Source organism: Brevibacterium sediminis, from assembly GCF_024895295.1.
Lineage (GTDB): Bacteria > Actinomycetota > Actinomycetes > Actinomycetales > Brevibacteriaceae > Brevibacterium > Brevibacterium sediminis.
This window is the reverse complement of record NZ_JAHQRN010000001.1, coordinates 578,309-595,566: the sequence shown is the minus strand read 5'-3', so window position 1 is coordinate 595,566 and position 17,258 is coordinate 578,309. Positions and strand designations below refer to the sequence as shown.

The following is a 17,258-nucleotide window of genomic DNA, read 5'->3' as shown; positions in this document are numbered from 1 at the left end:
TGCGCTGCTTCTCGTTCTAGGCGTCTGCTCGCGTCTTGATGGTTTGGACGCAGAGTGGTCTCACAACGGTCCGGGAATGCAGAAGTGCCGCAGTCTCGCCTGAGCGATGCTGCGGCACTTTCCCTTGGTCGGGATAGCGGGATTCGAACCCACGACCTCCTCGTCCCGAACGAGGCGCGCTACCAAGCTGCGCTATATCCCGTGACCAGGAACTACTATAGCGAGGGGAACGCGATCTGAAAAATCGGGAAGGACCTCTGCTCGAGAATGAAAGGTATGTCTCATTGGCACTGACAGCCGAAAGCATCACCACCACTGCATTGAGCATTCTTTCGCAGTACGGTCTGGGCGATCTGTCCATGCGCCGGCTCGCCCGCGAACTCGACGTTCAGCCGTCTGCACTGTACTGGCACGTCAAGGACAAGCAGTCACTGCTCATCCTCATCTCACGTTCGCTCAAAGCCGAAGTCGATGCCCTCTGTCCCGCCACTGCCGACCCGCTCGCCGCGGCGATGTCTCTGCGCGAGGTGCTGCTGAAATACCGTGATGGAGCAGAGATCGTGCTGCTGGGGTATTCGATCGCTCCGACAGACGTTGCGCCTCGGGCCCTGAGTGCTGATCGCCTGGGCGCCGAACTCTCGCACGGAATCCTCACCCTCACACTCGGTGCCGTGGCCGTTGAGCAGAATCGCAGGATCTTCGACGTCGACACCGCAGAGGCAGCTGAGAATTTCGCCGCCAATGCGGCACGCCTGCTCCGATCCTCCTGATGGCAGTCCGGACCGACGCACTGAGCGGTCCCGCGACCGCCTGCGTTCCCGTTTCGCCGGTCACCCTCGGATGTGGCATACTGATCAAGCGCTGTCGGAGACATCGACGACGCAGGTGGGGCCTATAGCTCAGTTGGCTAGAGCATCTCGTTTACACCGAGAGGGTCGGGGGTTCGAGTCCCTCTGGGCCCACCGTCAAGGCATCCCGTATCACGGGGTGCCTTTTCCGTTCTCCTGTAGGACCGACCCGAGCGGTCTTTGCCCGGCGCCGCTGGCCGGCCCAGGCCGGCAGTCATCACTCCGGTGATAGTTTCGAGGAGGAACTATCGAAGCGATTGAGAGGGGCAGCCGTGGCAGACGAACCCGTCATCGACGTCCGGACCTTACCGAAGTCGGAACGGCATCCGCTCGTCATCAGAGCGTATGAAGATCTTGACGTCGGCTCCAGCCTGATCCTCATCAATGACCACTCGCCTGAAGGGCTGCGCGTCGAAATGGACCGCGAGTTCGCCGAGGCGGTCGGGTGGGAGCCGCTGGAGAGCACGCAGGACGGGGTTCGGGTGCGCATCATCCGTCGTGCCGCCACCCCTGTACCCTGCGTCGTTCTCGATGTTGCCGAGCTGACCGCGACCGTCGAGGATTCCGGGTCCGTCTGGCAGCTGCCGACGCACCACCGTGACCTCGATGCGAATGTCATCGCGCTCGCCCCCGGCGGCGAGATCCGCGAACACACCGGGCCATCTCTCGACGTGCTCATCCACGTCCTCGCCGGTGCCGGCACCCTTGAGACCGCAACCGGAACGATCGAACTGTCCCCCGGTCAGATCGTGTGGCTGCCCCGCCGCTCCCGCCGGCGATTCCTAGCCGACGCCGAGGCGGGACTGCAGTACTTCTCAGTCCATCAGCGCAAATCGGGGCTGAGCATCACGGCTCGCAGATGAACACCGCGACGTTCTCGGCCACCGAGGTCATTCTGCGATCTCTCGGACAGGACCTGTCATCGACCGTCAGCGTGTGCAATCAGCTGCCCGGCTCGGGATCGTCGGGACGGGCAGCGGCGATCGCGATGAGTCGGCGCAGCACCGCCTCGTCGATGTTCTCCAGACGGCGCACATAGACGCACCCGGCCCCCTCGGTGTACTTTCCGAGCTGCGGGAGCAGCCTCGCTCCTTCGGGAAGGTCCTTGAGTCCGTACAGAGAGAGCTGGCTCCTGCGCGGGGAGAATCCCGTGGCCGGCCACTCACCGTGGTTGCGCGGGTTCACGGGCGACCGATAGTGGTACCGGCCGTAGCCGACGATCGAGGGTCCCCACATCACGGGTTCCTCACCGGTGACGTCTCGGAAGATCGCGTCAAGAGCGATTCCATCCTCGCGACGCTTCTCGGGAGTCACCGAATCGAGGTAAGCGGCGACATCGGCATCGGTCGGCTGGGTCTTGTTCTCTGCCATGAAGCCAGTATGGCAGTTCAGGCCTCCGAAGGGATCCAGGCAGAACCGTCTTCGACCCGATAGATGAGGTTCGTGCGCGTATGTGCGACAGCGGGATATCGGGTGAGGTAGTCGAGGACGAAGGACTGTACCGCAGCGGTGTCAGTGGCGACGATATGCAGCAGGTAGTCATCGGCTCCGGCCATGTGGTACATCCGCACCACCCCAGGGAACTTCGGCGCAGCCGCCGTGAACGCGTCGATCTCGGCCCGATCGTGTTTGGCCAGCCGAATCGATACGAGAGCCTGCAGACCGACCCCGAGCGCAGTCGGATCGACGTCGATATGGAAGCCGCGGATGACGCCGAGCGACTTCAGTCTCTTGAGACGCAGGGAGACCGTCGATTCGGAGATCCCGACGGCCGCAGCCAAGACCGCACCCGAGGCCCGGGCATCGGCGTTGAGCTCCTGCAGAAGGCGAAGATCGGTGTCATCGAGTGAGACGTTCTGCGACATGAGTCACAGTCTCCCATATCTGATCGCAGACTATCCCGGAAACGGCCGAATACTTGGAGGAGATTGCACGTTCATTGCACAGACTGGGAGAAGTGTATTGAATGCGCTTATGACTTCTATGCACCCTGAGACCCGTATGGTTCACGGCGGAATGGACGGTCTCGCGGCCGCAGGCGTCCATGTCCCCGCCATCGACCTCTCCACCACCAACCCGGTCAACGACGTCCGTACGGGAGGAGATTCCTATGAGAGCCTCGCCAGCGGACATCCTCTGAAGGAAGGGGACTCCCCCGTCTACCAACGTCTGTGGCAGCCCGGTGTGGCGCGATTCGAATCCGCGCTCGCCGAATTGGAGAACGCCGAATCTGCCGTCGCCTTCGCCACGGGAATGGCTGCCATGACCGCCGCACTGCTGGCCGCAGTCGAGGCCGGGACGCCCCATATCGTCGCCGTCCGTCCCCTCTACGGCGGCAGTGACCACCTGCTCGAGTCAGGCCTTCTCGGCACGTCGGTCACCTGGGCGGAGGAGGACCAGATCGCCGAGGCGATTCGCGAGGACACCGGGCTCGTCATCGTCGAGACACCGGCGAACCCCAGCCTCGACCTCGTCGACATCGGCTCGGTCGTCGCCGCAGCGGGAGTTGTGCCGGTGCTGGTCGACAACACCTTCTGCACCCCCGTGCTCCAACGGCCGATCGATCACGGGGCCGCCCTCGTCCTCCACAGCGCCACGAAATACCTCGGCGGTCACGGCGACGCGATGGGCGGAATCATCGCGACGAACACCGAATGGACCATGCGCCTGCGCCGGGTCCGCGCCATCACAGGGGCCCTCCTGCACCCGATGGGCGCCTATCTCCTCCATCGCGGGCTGCGGACGCTGGCCGTGCGGATGCGCGCAGCTCAGGACACCGCAGGTGAGCTCGCTCGTCGTCTCCAGACACGCCCCGAGGTCGCCCGGGTCCACTATCCCGGTCTCGCCGGGTCCGATCCGCGAGGTTTGGTCGGTTCGCAGATGCGCGGCGGAGGGGCGATGATCGCCATCGAACTCGCCGGTGGATTCGAAGCGGCCCGCACCTTCGTCGAACACTGCGACCTCATCGTGCACGCGGTCTCGCTCGGCGGCGCCGATACCCTCGTCCAGCATCCGGCCTCACTCACACACCGGCCCGTAGCCGCGACGGCGAAGCCCGGCGACGGCCTCGTCCGCCTGTCGGTCGGGCTCGAACATGTCGACGACCTTGCACGCGACCTATTCACGGCGCTGGACGCGATTCGCGAAGCGGCCTGACACCGTCCACTCGTCGAAGGTCTCAAACGGCTCTTGACCTTGACGCCGCGTCAACTTCTAAGCTGTCAGGCATGGACTGGTCCATTCAGGAAATCGCACGGCTGACGGGAACGACGAGCCGAACCCTGCGTCATTATGACGCCATCGGTCTGCTGCCGCCGACCTCCATCGCCGCCAACGGCTATCGCTGCTACGACGAAGCAGCCCTGGTGCGCCTCCAGCGCATCCTGCTGCTCAAGGAGCTGGGACTGCCATTGACGACGATATCGGAGGTACTCGATCGGAGAGACGATCCGGTCGAGGCGCTGTCGCAGCATCTGGTCTCACTCGGACGCGAGAGAGACCGGCTCGACCGACAGCTCACCGCCGTCACCGTCACCATCACACGACTGAAAGCAGGTGAGCCGCTCATGGCTGAAGAGATGTTCGATGGTTTCGACCATCGCGAATACGAAGAGGAAGTGACCAGGCGCTGGGGAGCCGACGCCTACCGACGAGGAGACGAATGGTGGTCCAGCCAGTCGCCTGAGGAGAAGAAGGAGTGGAAAGCCCTCGTTTCCGCTCTCTCCGCGGACTGGATCGCCGCCGCCGAGGCGGGGGCGCGTCCCGAATCGGACCGCTGCCAGGACCTCGCCCGACGTCATATTGAATGGCTGCGAGCAGTTCCGGGCACGCCCGCAGATGATCCCGACGGAGACCTCGGAGGATACGTGCGCGGTCTCGGGCAGATGTATGTCGACGACCCGCGATTCGGCGCGAACTACGGCGGAACCGCGGGAGCCGAGCTCGTCAGAGACTCACTCGACCACTACCTCGAGGTCAAAGGCCTCTGAGTCGATCTGAGCCGAGCAGCATCGGATCAGGACAGTGCGGAGAGCGCCTGCCGAATCTTCTCGGCGGGCGCCTCCAGCTGCTCCGGTGTCTGCATCGGAGCACGGTCGGAGATGTCGAAGTCATCCATGGAGTTCGTCGGCAGGACGTGGATGTGCAGGTGGGGCACTTCGTAGCCGACGATGAGGAGGCCGATCCGCTCGCAGTCGAAGGCCGCCTTCTGGGCTTCTCCGATCCTCTTCGCCACTGCGGTGAGGTGGGCGAGAAGCTCTGCGTCGGCGTCGATCCAGTGAGAGATCTCGTCGCGCGGGACGACCATCACATGGCCCTCGGTCATCGGAGCGACATCGAGGAATGCGACGCACTTGTCATCCTGATGGACGAAGGTGCCGGGGATCTCTCCGTTGATGATCTTCGTGAACAGCGTGGCCATGATGGGTCCTCCTCAATAGGCGCCGAAGGTGCCGTCGATCGGTTCTTCGGCGAGGCTCGATTCTCAGAGGCTGGAAAGCGCCGCGGCGAAATCCTCGGAGAAGTCCCGAGTCTCGGTGCGGGCGACATGCCTGCCACTCACGATCGTACCCGCAGGTGAGATGACGAAGACTCCTCGTTCGGCGACACCGTGGACCTCGTCGAAGACGCCGAACGCGCGAGCCGCCTCACCGTGGGGCCAGAAGTCCGATGCGAGAGTGACGTCGACCCTCGTCTGCTGTGCCCACGCCGCCAAGGTGTACTTGGAGTCGGTTGAGACGACCACGACGTCGACGGCATGAGAGCCCTTTCGCATCCGTTCCTGCCACTGTTCGAGAGCGGCGAGTTCGTCTCCGCAGATCGGAGAGAAGGCGAACGGAACGAATGCGAGCACACGAGCGGTAAGTGGGGCCGCCTCGGTGAGGGTGATGACCGATCCGAGGTGATCGGGAAGGGTGAGATCCGGGGCCCGATCACCGGGCCGCAGGATCATGAATAGTTCTTCTTGCCCACGAGCCGGAATCCGGCCCAATCGTCGGCGGCGCTGACCGTGGAGGTCACGTGCATTCCGGCGGTGGGAGCCGCTTCGGAGATGTCGGCGGGGCTGATGTGTCCCGGACGGTTCGCCTTCGGGCTGAGCAGCCAGACGACTCCGCCCTCCTTCAGTGTGGTCTGGGCGTCGACGAGACCGTCGACGAGGTCGTCGTCGTCCGACCGCCACCACATGAGGATCACGTCGTAGACGTCATCCTCTTCGCCATCGGCGATCTTGTCTCCGATGATGTTCTCGATCGCCTCGCAGAGTGCCTGATCGACGTCGTCGTCATAGCCGACCTCTTGCACATAGTCGCCCTTTTTCAAGCCGAGGTTGTGTCCCAGCTCGTTTGCGAGGGTCGAAGTGGAGGATGTCCTTTCAGAAGCGGAGTTGCTCATGCCTGTATTCTTCCGCCAACAGTGGCCAAGGTGCAAATATCGGCGCGCCCGCGCGCGGCAAGCGCACTCAAACGGCACTCAATCAGCACACCGGACTGTGAGCCTGTCAGCACAGTGCGCAGATGCGTCAGAGAGATCACAACTTCGCGGGAGCGCGAAGTTCGGCTGGGAGTACTAGGCTGACAGGTAGATCGGGTGGCCTCTGGGCTCAGACAACCTGCGGAGCACACACCATCCGATGGTCATGATCTCTACACCAAAGAAGATCGTGGAGCTGAAGAGAGGACCACATCGTGGACAATCGGAATCAGGGCGGGCCCATCCTCAACGGGCTGCCCAGCCAGGTGCCCGACATCGACCCGGAGGAGACCGCTGAATGGCTGGCCTCCCTCGATGGCCTCATCGACGAGGGCGGTCGGACTCGAGCACGCTATGTCATGCTGCGCATGTTCGAGCGCTCTCGCCAGAAGCAGATCGGCGTGCCCAGCCTCACTGCCACCGACTACGTCAACACCATCGGTCCGGAGAACGAACCCTGGTTCCCCGGAGATGAAGAGGTCGAACGCCGCTACCGTCGCTGGAACCGCTGGAATGCCGCCATGCTCGTCCACCGGGCACAGCGTCCCGGCGTCGAGGTCGGCGGGCACATCTCCACCTACGCCTCCTCGGCGACCCTCTACGAGGTCGGTCTCAACCACTTCTTCCGCGGCAAGGACCATCCAGGCGGCGGCGACCATATCTTCTATCAGGGCCACGCCTCCCCCGGCATGTATGCGCGCGCCTACCTCGAGGGCCGGATGAGCGCAGAACAGCTCGACGGCTTCCGTCAGCAGCAGTCGCACTTCATCGACGGCAAGCCGCAGGGACTGCCGTCCTACCCCCACCCGCACCAGCTGCCCGACTTCTGGGAGCATCCGACGGTGTCGATGGGTCTGGGACCGATGAATGCGATCGCGCAGGCACAGTTCGACAAATACCTGCACAATCGTGGGATCAAGGACACCTCACAGCAGCAGACCTGGGCTTTCCTCGGTGACGGCGAGCTCGACGAGCCGGAGAGCCGCGGCATGCTCCACGTCGCTGCCTTCGAAGAGCTCGACAACCTCAACTTCGTCATCAACTGCAACCTGCAGCGTCTCGATGGGCCCGTCCGCGGCAACGGCAAGATCATGCAGGAACTCGAGTCGTACTTCCGCGGTGCCGGCTGGAACGTCATCAAGGTCGTCTGGGGACGCGAATGGGACGCGCTGCTGGCCAAGGACCGCGACGGCGCGCTCGTCAACCTCATGAATGCCACCCCCGACGGCGATTACCAGACCTACAAGGGTGAGTCCGGCGGCTTCGTGCGCGACAACTTCTTCGGCCGCGACCCGCGGACGAAGGCAATGGTCGAGGACTACAGCGACGAGCAGATCTGGAACCTCAAGCGCGGCGGGCATGACTACCGAAAGGTCTTCGCCGCCTACAAGGCCGCGATGGAGCACACCGGACAGCCCACCGTCATCCTCGTCAAGACGGTCAAGGGCTACTCGCTCGGACCGCACTTCGAGGCCCGCAACGCCACGCACCAGATGAAGAAGCTCACGGTCGACGATCTCAAGCTCGCCCGCGATCACTTCCAGATCCCGATCTCGGACAAGGAACTCGAAGACAACCCGAAGCTGCCTCCGTACTACCACCCGGGTGTCGACGCACCCGAGATCAAGTACATGCAGGAGCGCCGCGCGGAGCTCGGCGGCTACTCCCCCGAGCGTCGATCGACCCATGTCGATCTCAAGATGCCCTCGGACAAGGCCTACCAGGCCGGTCGTCGTGGATCAGGCAAACAGGAGATCGCCACCACGATGGGCTTCGTACGCGTGCTCAAGGACCTTATGCGGGAGAAGGAGTTCGGCCACCGGATCGTGCCGATCATCCCCGATGAGGCTCGCACCTTCGGCATGGACTCGTTCTTCCCGACGGCGAAGATCTACAATCCGCACGGACAGAACTACATCTCCGTCGACCGCGACCTGTTCCTCGCCTACAAGGAGGCCACGGACGGTCAGCTGCTCCACGTCGGCATCAACGAGGCCGGGGCGACCGCGGCACTGACCGCGGTCGGCACCTCGTATGCCACCCACGGTGAGCCGATGATCCCGTTCTACATCTTCTACTCAATGTTCGGCTTCCAACGCACCGGTGACTTCTTCTGGGCCGCCGGTGACCAGATGGCTCGCGGCTTCGTCCTCGGCGCCACCGCGGGACGCACCACTCTGGTGGCCGAGGGCCTCCAGCACGGCGACGGACATTCGCACGTGCTGGCGTCGACCTATCCGTCCGTGGTCTCGTACGACCCGGCCTACAGCTATGAGATCGCGCATATCGTCAAGGACGGCATCCACCGGATGTACGATCCCGCCGATGAGCGAGATCCTGACGTGCTCTACTACATCACCATGTACAACGAGCCGATGGTCCAGCCGCCCGAACCGGAGGATCTCGACGTCGAAGGCGTGCTCAAGGGTCTTTACCTCCTGAAGAAGGGACCCGACAACGGCGGACCGAAGGTTCAGCTGATGGCCTCCGGCGTCGGTGTGCCGTGGGTGCTCGAGGCTCAGGAGCTGCTTGACCAGGACTGGGGCGTCTCGGCTGATGTGTGGTCGGTGACGTCGTGGACCGAGCTGCGCCGTGACGGACTCGACGCCGAGAACGAGCGTCTGAAGAACCCCGAATCCGAACCGCGGACTCCGTATGTCACCGAGAAGATGGCCGAGACCGAGGGCCCGGTCATCGCGACCTCGGATTATATGCGCGCTGTGCCGGATCAGATCCGCCAGTACGTGCCCAGCCACTTCACCTCGCTGGGGACCGACGGATACGGAATCTCGGACACCCGTCCTGCGGCACGTCGCTATTACCTCGTCGATGGTCCTTCCGTGGTCACGCAGGCACTCATCTCGCTGGCCGATACCGCGAAGATCTCGATCGACAAGGCCGCCGAGGCGGCTGAGAAGTACCAGCTCAACGATGTCCGTGCCGGCAACTCGGGTTCCACCGAGGGGGCAGGCGCCTGATCTCGCCCGCACACTGACAGCGAATATGGCCGGAGTCTCCAAGACTCCGGCCATGTTTGTCACCTTTTTCGACTCTTTGTATGTCGCTGACAACCGGATTGTTCTCATTCATCTAAACTCGTGCTCATGATGTCTGATGCCGAGACCCTGCGCCGTCGTGCCGAAACCGCCCGCAGACTGCGTGCCGGAGTCGGCGTCCTGTCATCGGTGACTCTGCAGCGGCTGGAGGCTCAGCTGCCCTGGTACCGCTCGATGTCGTCGTCCGATCGCTCTTGGGTGGGGCTGCTCGCCCAATCGGGCATCTCCTCGTTCGTCGATTGGTACCGCAAGCCCGATACGAATCTGCGTGTGGTCTCCGACATCTTCAAGACTGCGCCACGCGACCTCATCCGGGCCATCAGCCTGCAGCAGACCCTGCAGCTGCTCAAGATCGTCGTCGAAGTCGTCGAGGAACGCGTTCCGGACATCGCTCGCCCCGTCGAGCAGCCGGCGCTCCGCGAAGCGGTGCTCATCTACTCCCGGGAGATCGCGTTCGCCGCGGCCGATGTCTACGCCCGGGCCGCAGAGGCCAGAGGCAGCTGGGACGCACGACTCGAGGCGATGGTCGTCGACGCCCTCGTCCGCGGAGACTCCGTCGACGAACTCGCCAGCCGCACCGCTGCCTTCGGCTGGCAGTCAGAAGGTCCCGTGTGCGTCATCGTCGGCCGCGCACCGCAGCGCTCGGCGAAGAAGGGATTGGACGGCATCCGCCGCAAGGCCAGTCGCTGGGCCGATGATGCTCTTGTGGGCATCCACGACAACCGTCTGCTCATCGTCCTCGGCGGGGTGACGGAACTCGACGATGCCGTCGAGGACCTCTCGGACTGCTTCGGGCCCTCCGAAGTCATCGTCGGACCGGCAGTGCCGGGACTTGCCGAAGCGGCCACCTCGGCGAAGGCGGCGATCCGCGCACTCAAGGCGGCGACCGCCCGCCCCGATTCCCCGCGCCCGGTCAAAGCCGATGATCTTCTGCCCGAACGCGCCCTGTCCGGGGACCGGATCGCCTTGACCGAACTCATCGAACGCTATTACGAACCGTTGACCTCGGGAACGGGTCAGCTGCTGAAGACCGTGAGCGCCTATGTCGAATTCGGGTCCTCGCTCGAAGCCACGGCCAAGGCACTGTCCGTGCACCCGAATACCGTGCGCTACCGACTGCGGAAGATCACCGACGCCATCGGGCTCGATCCGACGACTTCGCGTGATGCCTTCGTCATCCACATCGCCTTGGTGTATGGGCGACTGTCCGAGGACGGCGTATTGTCGAACAACGACAAATCTCGCCGAGATCGGTCCAGTGTCCATTAGATTGATCAACGGAACCCAACGAAAAGAGAACTGAGTGCTTGCAATCACCTGTCCGGGCCAGGGAGCCCAGAAGACCGGTTTCCTGAGTTCGTTCCTCGAACTCGACACCTTCTCGGCACAGATCGACGAACTCTCGACCGCATCGGGAATCGATCTGCGTCTGCACGGAACCGAATCCGATGACGAGACGATCAAGGACACCGCGGTGGCACAGCCTCTGCTCGTCGCCTCCGCCGTCGCCTGCGCCGCTGAGCTCGGCGTCAGCCCTGCCGTCGTCGCCGGCCACTCCGTGGGAGAGATCGCAGCCGCACAGATCGCAGGCATCTTCACCCCGGCGGACGCCATGGCCTTCGTCAAGGTCCGTGCCGATGGAATGGCGGCCGCTGCCGCCGTCACCCCGACCGGCATGTCCGCCGTGGTCGGCGGCCAGCCCGAGGACGTTCTCGCCGCGATCGAGGCCGCCGGGGCCAGCCCCGCCAACGTCAACGGCGGAGGCCAGACCGTGGCTGCCGGCTCTCTCGAGGCGCTCGAGACCCTGGCCGAGAACCCGCCGGAACGTGCTCGGGTCATCCCGCTGGCAGTGGCCGGCGCCTTCCACACCGAGTTCATGGCTCCCGCCACCGCTGATCTCGATGCCGCCGCCTCGGCGATGGAGGTCTCCGATCCCTCCGTGTCGATCCTCAGCAACTCCGACGGCACTGCGGTCGAAGCCGGCCGAGAGTATGTCGACCGTCTGGTCAAGCAGGTCACGAACCCGGTGCGCTGGGATCTGTGCCAGGAGGCGCTGCTGAACTCCGGTGTGACCGGAATGATCGAACTCGTCCCCGGTGGCACGCTGACCGGAATCGCTCGCCGCGCCATGAAGGGCGTGGAGACATTCGCCATCAAATCGGCCGCCGACCTCGACGGCGCGCGTGAGTTCGCGGCAGCCCACGCCTGAGAATCGAAAGAAGACGCCATGCCTACACTCAAGACTGCCGAACTCGGCACTTTCTCCCGCATTGCCGGAATCGGTGCCTACCGTGCGGAGAACCTCGTCACCAATGACGATATCGCCGGACCCATCAACTCCTCCGACGAATGGATCCGGCAGCGCACGGGCATCGTCACCCGCCGTCGTGCCAGCAAGGACGTCGGCGTCCTCGACATGTCCGAGGAAGCCGCGCTCGAGGCGATCGCCTCGGCGGGGCTGAAGCCGGAGGACGTCGGCGGCATCATCATCTCGACCGTCACGTTCGAGTACTTCACACCCTCAGCGGCTGCGGCTCTGACCGCACGACTGGGGACCGGGCCGATTCCGGCTTGGGACATCAGCGCGGCGTGTGCCGGCTACTGCTACGGTATCTCGCAGGCCGATGCACTGGTGCGTGCAGGCACGCTCGACAATGTCCTCGTCATCGGAGCCGAGAAGCTCTCCGAGGTCATCGACCCCGAGGACCGTTCGATCTCGTTCATCCTCGGTGATGGCGCCGGCGCGGTCGTCGTGTCCTCCTCCGACGAACCCGGCATCTCGAAGACGGTGTGGGGCTCGAAGGGCGAGAACTGGTCGACCATCCGGATGACGGATTCCCTCTACGACATCCGTGACGACCGGGAACTGCCCTTCCCGACCCTGCGTCAGGACGGGCCGACCGTCTTCCGCTGGGCTGTGTGGGACGGCGCCGAGGTGGCAAAGGCGGCTCTCGCTGCTTCCGGCATCGAGGCCGAGGACCTCGCTGCATTCATCCCACACCAGGCGAACATGCGCATCATCGACGAGCTCGCCAAGCAGCTGAAGCTCCCGGAGTCCGTTATCATCGCACGTGACATCGCCGACAACGGGAACACCTCGGCGGCGTCGATCCCACTGGCCACCGAACGTCTCCTGCGTGAACAGCCCGAACTCAGCGGCGGTCTCGCCCTGCAGATGGGCTTCGGTGCGGGCCTCGTCTACGGTGCTCAGGTCGTGCGCCTGCCCTGAGACACACCCATTCACGGAAAACTCTCCGTGAATGTCCTAAGATATTCGGCGGGACACTCGTCGAAAAGTTCCTCAAACGGTCGAAAAACCCTCGACCGAAATCAGAAAGTAGGAAAGAAATGGCATTCACCGAAGCTGAAGTCCTCGCTGGGCTGGCAGAGATCGTCAACGAAGAGACCGGCCTGGCTGTCGAAGCAGTCGAAGCCGACAAGTCGTTCACCGATGACCTCGACATCGACTCCATCTCGATGATGACCATCGTCGTCAACGCTGAGAAGAAGTTCGGCGTGAAGATCCCCGATGACGACGTCAAGGACCTCGTCACCGTTCAGGACGCTGTCGACTACATCAACAAGGCTCAGGAAGCCTGACACACAGCAGCCGAACACGGCCCGTCCACAGACGGGCCGTGTCCACACTATCGACGAGGTTTGTACCATGACATCTAAAGTTGTCGTCACCGGAATCGGTGCGGTAACCCCCTTGGGCGCGACTGTCGATGCCACTTGGGAAGCCATTCTGGCCGGTCAGTCCGGCGTCCACACGATGGACAACGATTGGTCAGAGAAGTACGGCCTCGCCGTGGACTTCGCAGCGCAGGTCGACCCACAGGTCGTGCCCGACAATCTCAAACGGGTCCAGGCCAAACGCCTCGATCCTTCGAGCCAGTTCGCTCTCATCTCTGCTCGTGAAGCCATGGCCGATGCCGGTCTCGAGGAGACCGATCCGGAACGCACCGCCGTCTCCTGGGCCACCGGGATCGGCGGAGTCTGGACTCTGCTCGACGCCTGGGACACCCTGCAGGAGGAAGGCCCGCGCCGGGTCATGCCCCTGACAGTTCCCATGCTCATGCCCAATGGACCTGCGGCCGCTATCGGCATGGAATTCAAGGCACGTGCCGGTGTGCAGACCCTGGTCTCCGCCTGCGCCTCATCGACCGAGAGCCTCGGCCACGCCTATGACGTTCTCGCTTCGGGCAAGGCCGACATCATCATCGCCGGCGGTTCGGAAGCAGCGATCCACCCGATCACTCTTGCCGCGTTCAATTCGATGCAGGCGCTGTCACGTCGCACCGATTCACCCGAGACCGCTTCGCGTCCCTATGACGTCGACCGCGACGGCTTCGTCATGGGCGAAGGTGCGGGCACGCTCATCCTCGAGACCGAGGAGCATGCGAAGGCTCGTGGAGCGAAGATCTACGCCGAGGTGGCCAGCTGGGGCATCTCGAACGACGCCTACCACATCACCGGTGGAGAGCCGGAGGGCAAGCACGCGCTGGCCGCCATGCAGCAGGCACTCGACGCCGGAGGTCTGACCGCCGGCGAAATCAAGCACGTCAACGCGCATGCCACGTCGACTCCGGTCGGAGACATCCCGGAATCGCTGGCCATCAGCGAACTCCTTGGTGACAACGTCTCCGATGCACTGGTCTCGGCCACGAAGTCGATGACCGGACACCTCCTCGGAGGTACGGGTGCCGTGGAGGCGATCCTCACGGTCAAGGCGCTGCAGACTCGCACCGCTCCCCCGACCATCAACATCGACGAAGTCGACCCGAAGGTCAAGGGGATCAACATCGTCCGTGACACTCCTGCTGATCTGCCTGCCGGCGATATTGCAGCGATCACGAACTCGTTCGGCTTCGGCGGTCACAACGCCGTCGTCGCGTTCCGCTCAGTCTGAGGTTCTGAGCGAACTCAGACAGCTCTACGGCCCACTCTGAGTCGGAAAGCACGGTTTTGAAACTGTGCTTTCCGACTCAGAGTGGGCCGTTTCCATGAGGGCGCAGGACGCGGTGCGTGCTTGGGAAGGTGGTTTGTGCAGCGCGTCGTGCACGGGGCGTTCAGGCACGAAAGCATGCGAAATGGACACACCCGAGGTAGGAAGGTGTGCCCATCGGCATTTGTGAACGCCCGTACTCTCGCACTTGAGTGCAGTTCGGCGGTGAAGGGAGCGGCTCAGCCGACCTTCGTCAGCCAGCGCACCGGTGCGCCTTCACCTGCGTGGCGGAACGCGTCGAGCTCCTCGTCCCAGGCTTCGCCGAGGGCGATCGCCATCTCCGAGGAGAACTTCGCCGGGTCCCCGGCAGCGCGTTCCATCACGGAGCGGATGCGGTCTTCAGGGACGAGGATGTTGCCGGCTGTGTCGGTGACAGCGTGGTAGATGCCCAGATCGGGTGTGTGGCTCCATCGACCGCCGTCGACTCCGGCCGAGGGCTCCTCGGTGACTTCGTAGCGGAGTGAATCCCAGCCGCGCAGTGCAGATGCGATGCGAGCTCCGGAGCCTGCGGGCGCGCGCCAGCAGACTTCTGCGCGCACGAGACCTGGTGCTGCCGGCTGGGGTGTCCAGTCGAAGCGTGCCTGTGCGCCGATGGCCCCGCCCGCTGCCCACTCGATGTGAGGGCACAGCGCACGAGGTGCTGAGTGGACGAAGAGTACGCCCTGAGTCATATCCATTTCTGCCTCCTACCTCGGATACGTCTTCCCCTACGATCCGAAAGGAGGTGCTGACCACATGATAGTCGATGTTCGGCGTGCAACCAAGCATCAAAGATGCTGGTGGCGTCGGGTGTCTGGGCCGAACGAATGACCGGCGTTAGGCTGGCACCATGACCGAGGAGCAGATGACCGACGAACGACCGCCGCGGACCATCCGCATGTTCCCCGACTATGCGGGTACGGTGCTGTGGATCAGCATGCCCATCGACTACGAGGACACGGGGCTGTCCGGCGCACTTGTCGCGCAGCTGGAGGCATGGGAACAGTCCTACTATGACTCGCTGGATTCCGACTTCAATTGGGTGCCGGAGACTGCTGCGCGCATTTTCGCCGAGCAAGGCGTGCATCTCGCGCGACTCGTGTCTGCCGAAGTCGGCCCGCAGTTCGTCGTCGAGATCTCTTCATCCGATGACGACACCGAGGCAATGCGAATACGGGCCGAGCATTCCGCCGAGAACCCGAAGGCGGAAGCAGCTTTCACACGGCTGTTCGACGAGGCGGAGGCAGACGACCGCAGAATTGCCGAACTCGTCAGGAACGAACCGGACGGAGAGTGGACTGCCTACGCTCCGTTGTCCGGGACCGTCTTCAAACCGAATTCGAATGAGAAAGTCGAGCCGCCAACAGAAGCTGAGTGACGGGGCCTGAGGGTTCGCGTCCGAATCAGCGGAGCGCTTCGTGGTGCCCCCGGTCGGACTTGAACCGACGACCAAGGAATTATGAGTTCCCTGCTCTAACCAGCTGAGCTACGGGGGCCAGCCGAGACAACATTAGCACCATCGGAGTCCGCTTCCCCATTCGGATCACACGTGCGTTCAGCGGAGTCGAGACACCCGGACTCGCGCTGCTCAGGTCCGCAGCTTCGCCGTTGCGGTGAGAGGTGCGACGCGAGTGAGAACGCTGCGTGCGGCGTCGACGCATGTGTATCGGTCGGTCGTGATGTAGACATCGAAGACGGTCTGTCCGTCGCTGCCCGGGTCGTTGCGTTTCGACGCGGCAACCATGCCCGACCAGTCCGGCCCGACCACAACGACGCCGTGTTCGTTGCGGATGGGATCGGACGCGTCGACGAGTCCGGTGCGCACTCCGGGAATCGGCGGTCCGTCGAAGCCGCCGGAGAACATCGCCGTGAGCCCCACGGTGTCCCGGATCTTCTCGTACCGGAGTCGCGTCGCCTCGGAGAATTCGTCGTCCTCCCCGAACACGCCGAGGGTGATGGTTGCGGTACCCGATGCCAGAGCGCGTTCTTCCAATGCCGCGATCTGAGCGACGAGAAGTTCGCGGTTCATCACCAGAGGCTCGCGCCGCAGTCCCTGAGAGATCGAATACGGGGTGCCCAGCGCAGGCAGATTGCGAGAGTAGTGAGAGACGAGGGCATCCTCGCTCGGCTCGGAGAACGCCTGCGGCTGCTTCGTGGCCTCACCGAAGTAGGGCCCAGACATGAACCGTGCCCCGAGCGCACGCACACGGTCCAGGTCGTCTTCAGTCTCGACACCGTCGGCGAGGATGACCGCACCGGTGCGTTCGAGATGGGCGTGGAGAAGACGGTTGAGTTCGGCAAGATGAGAGTCGCAGTCGATGCGCAGAACGTCCGGGTGGAGTCCGACCACCGAAGGATTGACCAGCGGGACGAAGGCGGTGCTGCGCAGGTCGGCACCCACAGAAGACATGCCGACTCCCCATCCCATGGCGCGTGCGGAGCGCACCGAGCGCAGCACGGAGGCCGGGGACGAGGCGACCCGAGTGGCGTCGAGCTGGAGGATGACCGAGCGGTCGGGTTCTCCGGTGCGGTCCTCGAGGGTCGCGAAAGACTCAGCTTCGGCATGGAGGAACAGGCGGTTCGACTTCGGCAGTCCGGCACCTTCTGCCGTGCGCAGCGCAGAGTCACGCAGAGAGGCATCGATATCACCCGTGATCGTCGAGGCGCGCATGGCGTGGCGCAGGTTCTCCGACTCGGCGCGACCCAACTCCGGGGAACCCGTGGGAGCCTGCAGAATCTGGTGGCCGACTCGGTGGAAGGTCAGTGCGTCGACGACGGGGGCGAAATAGGTTTCGATCCCGCCCGAGCGCACGAGTTCCTCGAGCTCCAGCTCGTCATCGGGTACGGCCTCGACCACTGTGTTTCCTTCCATGGGCTGATGTGCGTTCACAGTCTTCC

The 17,258-nt window shown here is 63.8% G+C and carries 18 protein-coding genes and 3 tRNA genes; 12 read left to right on the top strand and 9 right to left on the bottom strand.

What is annotated here, in order from left to right; translation table 11 throughout:
* Positions 1–125: 125 nt before the first annotated feature.
* A tRNA-Pro gene (locus KTJ89_RS02775) sits at positions 126–202 on the bottom strand.
* An 82-nt stretch (positions 203–284) separates the two neighbouring features.
* Between KTJ89_RS02775 and KTJ89_RS02770 the strand changes: the two genes are divergently transcribed.
* The 3 genes from KTJ89_RS02770 (at position 285) to KTJ89_RS02760 (ending at position 1,711) form a co-directional block, all read left to right on the top strand.
* Positions 285–770 carry a TetR family transcriptional regulator gene (locus tag KTJ89_RS02770; RefSeq protein WP_139467163.1) on the top strand — a complete coding sequence of 162 codons (486 nt, stop codon included), beginning with the start codon at positions 285–287 and terminating at the stop codon, positions 768–770.
* Between the two features lie 118 nt (positions 771–888).
* A tRNA-Val gene (locus KTJ89_RS02765) sits at positions 889–962 on the top strand.
* 158 nt (positions 963–1,120) lie between these two features.
* Positions 1,121–1,711, top strand: coding sequence for a DUF2249 domain-containing protein (locus KTJ89_RS02760; RefSeq protein WP_172169394.1), 591 nt, complete (start codon positions 1,121–1,123; stop codon positions 1,709–1,711).
* A 79-nt stretch (positions 1,712–1,790) separates the two neighbouring features.
* Here KTJ89_RS02760 and KTJ89_RS02755 read toward each other — a convergent pair whose 3' ends face one another.
* Positions 1,791–2,219, bottom strand: coding sequence for a DUF1801 domain-containing protein (locus KTJ89_RS02755; RefSeq protein WP_139467160.1), 429 nt, complete (start codon positions 2,217–2,219; stop codon positions 1,791–1,793).
* 17 nt (positions 2,220–2,236) lie between these two features.
* Positions 2,237–2,713: an Lrp/AsnC family transcriptional regulator gene (locus tag KTJ89_RS02750; protein ID WP_101546684.1), complete on the bottom strand. Its 477-nt coding sequence runs from the start codon at positions 2,711–2,713 to the stop codon at positions 2,237–2,239.
* 109 nt (positions 2,714–2,822) lie between these two features.
* Here KTJ89_RS02750 and KTJ89_RS02745 point away from each other — a divergent pair, with 109 nt between their 5' ends.
* Both KTJ89_RS02745 and KTJ89_RS02740 read left to right on the top strand, forming a co-directional pair.
* Positions 2,823–4,004 carry an L-methionine gamma-lyase gene (locus KTJ89_RS02745; protein WP_139907999.1) on the top strand — a complete coding sequence of 394 codons (1,182 nt, stop codon included), beginning with the start codon at positions 2,823–2,825 and terminating at the stop codon, positions 4,002–4,004.
* Between the two features lie 71 nt (positions 4,005–4,075).
* On the top strand, positions 4,076–4,837 hold the full coding sequence (locus tag KTJ89_RS02740; RefSeq protein WP_139467157.1) for a MerR family transcriptional regulator: 762 nt from the start codon (positions 4,076–4,078) through the stop codon (positions 4,835–4,837).
* 26 nt (positions 4,838–4,863) lie between these two features.
* Here KTJ89_RS02740 and KTJ89_RS02735 read toward each other — a convergent pair whose 3' ends face one another.
* From KTJ89_RS02735 to KTJ89_RS02725, 3 genes are all read right to left on the bottom strand, one after another.
* Complete coding sequence (locus KTJ89_RS02735) at positions 4,864–5,268, bottom strand: HIT family protein (protein ID WP_139467155.1); 405 nt, start codon at positions 5,266–5,268, stop codon at positions 4,864–4,866.
* A gap of 63 nt (positions 5,269–5,331) precedes the next feature.
* Positions 5,332–5,799 carry a redoxin domain-containing protein gene (locus KTJ89_RS02730; protein WP_172169391.1) on the bottom strand — a complete coding sequence of 156 codons (468 nt, stop codon included), beginning with the start codon at positions 5,797–5,799 and terminating at the stop codon, positions 5,332–5,334.
* The gene (locus tag KTJ89_RS02725; protein WP_139467151.1) at positions 5,796–6,239 is read right to left on the bottom strand and encodes a DUF3052 domain-containing protein; all 444 of its coding nucleotides are present in this window, start codon (positions 6,237–6,239) and stop codon (positions 5,796–5,798) included. Before KTJ89_RS02725 ends, KTJ89_RS02730 begins: the two co-directional genes overlap by 4 nt.
* Before the next feature lie 293 nt (positions 6,240–6,532).
* On the opposite strand from KTJ89_RS02725, the gene aceE reads away from it, so the two are divergent.
* From aceE to KTJ89_RS02695, 6 genes are all read left to right on the top strand, one after another.
* Positions 6,533–9,295, top strand: coding sequence for a pyruvate dehydrogenase (acetyl-transferring), homodimeric type (gene aceE / locus KTJ89_RS02720; RefSeq protein WP_259356752.1), 2,763 nt, complete (start codon positions 6,533–6,535; stop codon positions 9,293–9,295).
* A gap of 126 nt (positions 9,296–9,421) precedes the next feature.
* Positions 9,422–10,642: a PucR family transcriptional regulator gene (locus tag KTJ89_RS02715; protein WP_139467149.1), complete on the top strand. Its 1,221-nt coding sequence runs from the start codon at positions 9,422–9,424 to the stop codon at positions 10,640–10,642.
* Positions 10,643–10,676: 34 nt separating this feature from the next.
* On the top strand, positions 10,677–11,582 hold the full coding sequence (locus KTJ89_RS02710) for an ACP S-malonyltransferase (protein WP_139467147.1): 906 nt from the start codon (positions 10,677–10,679) through the stop codon (positions 11,580–11,582).
* Between the two features lie 18 nt (positions 11,583–11,600).
* Positions 11,601–12,602 (top strand): beta-ketoacyl-ACP synthase III, encoded by a 1,002-nt coding sequence (locus tag KTJ89_RS02705; protein ID WP_259356751.1) that lies wholly within the window; start codon positions 11,601–11,603, stop codon positions 12,600–12,602.
* Positions 12,603–12,721: 119 nt separating this feature from the next.
* Positions 12,722–12,973 (top strand): acyl carrier protein, encoded by a 252-nt coding sequence (locus KTJ89_RS02700; RefSeq protein WP_025776743.1) that lies wholly within the window; start codon positions 12,722–12,724, stop codon positions 12,971–12,973.
* A 67-nt stretch (positions 12,974–13,040) separates the two neighbouring features.
* Positions 13,041–14,285, top strand: coding sequence for a beta-ketoacyl-[acyl-carrier-protein] synthase family protein (locus KTJ89_RS02695; RefSeq protein WP_139467143.1), 1,245 nt, complete (start codon positions 13,041–13,043; stop codon positions 14,283–14,285).
* A 275-nt stretch (positions 14,286–14,560) separates the two neighbouring features.
* Here KTJ89_RS02695 and KTJ89_RS02690 read toward each other — a convergent pair whose 3' ends face one another.
* Complete coding sequence (locus KTJ89_RS02690; RefSeq protein ID WP_039211244.1) at positions 14,561–15,052, bottom strand: DUF3145 domain-containing protein; 492 nt, start codon at positions 15,050–15,052, stop codon at positions 14,561–14,563.
* Between the two features lie 158 nt (positions 15,053–15,210).
* Here KTJ89_RS02690 and KTJ89_RS02685 point away from each other — a divergent pair, with 158 nt between their 5' ends.
* Positions 15,211–15,738, top strand: coding sequence for an immunity protein CdiI family protein (locus KTJ89_RS02685; RefSeq protein ID WP_259356750.1), 528 nt, complete (start codon positions 15,211–15,213; stop codon positions 15,736–15,738).
* A 41-nt stretch (positions 15,739–15,779) separates the two neighbouring features.
* Here KTJ89_RS02685 and KTJ89_RS02680 read toward each other — a convergent pair.
* A tRNA-Ile gene (locus KTJ89_RS02680) sits at positions 15,780–15,856 on the bottom strand.
* Positions 15,857–15,948: 92 nt separating this feature from the next.
* Positions 15,949–17,232 carry an EAL domain-containing protein gene (locus tag KTJ89_RS02675; RefSeq protein WP_139467118.1) on the bottom strand — a complete coding sequence of 428 codons (1,284 nt, stop codon included), beginning with the start codon at positions 17,230–17,232 and terminating at the stop codon, positions 15,949–15,951.
* Positions 17,233–17,258: the final 26 nt, after the last annotated feature.

What these genes read in the sequence shown, in the direction of transcription:
- KTJ89_RS02755 (WP_139467160.1), bottom strand. Translation starts at nt 2,219, where the DNA reads ATGGCAGAGAACAAGACCCAGCCGACCGATGCCGATGTCGCCGCTTAC.
- KTJ89_RS02750 (WP_101546684.1), bottom strand. Translation starts at nt 2,713, where the DNA reads ATGTCGCAGAACGTCTCACTCGATGACACCGATCTTCGCCTTCTGCAG.
- KTJ89_RS02745 (WP_139907999.1), top strand. Translation starts at nt 2,823, where the DNA reads ATGACTTCTATGCACCCTGAGACCCGTATGGTTCACGGCGGAATGGAC.
- KTJ89_RS02740 (WP_139467157.1), top strand. Translation starts at nt 4,076, where the DNA reads ATGGACTGGTCCATTCAGGAAATCGCACGGCTGACGGGAACGACGAGC.
- KTJ89_RS02735 (WP_139467155.1), bottom strand. Translation starts at nt 5,268, where the DNA reads ATGGCCACGCTGTTCACGAAGATCATCAACGGAGAGATCCCCGGCACC.
- KTJ89_RS02730 (WP_172169391.1), bottom strand. Translation starts at nt 5,799, where the DNA reads ATGATCCTGCGGCCCGGTGATCGGGCCCCGGATCTCACCCTTCCCGAT.
- KTJ89_RS02725 (WP_139467151.1), bottom strand. Translation starts at nt 6,239, where the DNA reads ATGAGCAACTCCGCTTCTGAAAGGACATCCTCCACTTCGACCCTCGCA.
- KTJ89_RS02715 (WP_139467149.1), top strand. Translation starts at nt 9,422, where the DNA reads ATGATGTCTGATGCCGAGACCCTGCGCCGTCGTGCCGAAACCGCCCGC.
- KTJ89_RS02705 (WP_259356751.1), top strand. Translation starts at nt 11,601, where the DNA reads ATGCCTACACTCAAGACTGCCGAACTCGGCACTTTCTCCCGCATTGCC.
- KTJ89_RS02700 (WP_025776743.1), top strand. Translation starts at nt 12,722, where the DNA reads ATGGCATTCACCGAAGCTGAAGTCCTCGCTGGGCTGGCAGAGATCGTC.
- KTJ89_RS02695 (WP_139467143.1), top strand. Translation starts at nt 13,041, where the DNA reads ATGACATCTAAAGTTGTCGTCACCGGAATCGGTGCGGTAACCCCCTTG.
- KTJ89_RS02690 (WP_039211244.1), bottom strand. Translation starts at nt 15,052, where the DNA reads ATGACTCAGGGCGTACTCTTCGTCCACTCAGCACCTCGTGCGCTGTGC.
- KTJ89_RS02685 (WP_259356750.1), top strand. Translation starts at nt 15,211, where the DNA reads ATGACCGAGGAGCAGATGACCGACGAACGACCGCCGCGGACCATCCGC.
- KTJ89_RS02675 (WP_139467118.1), bottom strand. Translation starts at nt 17,232, where the DNA reads ATGGAAGGAAACACAGTGGTCGAGGCCGTACCCGATGACGAGCTGGAG.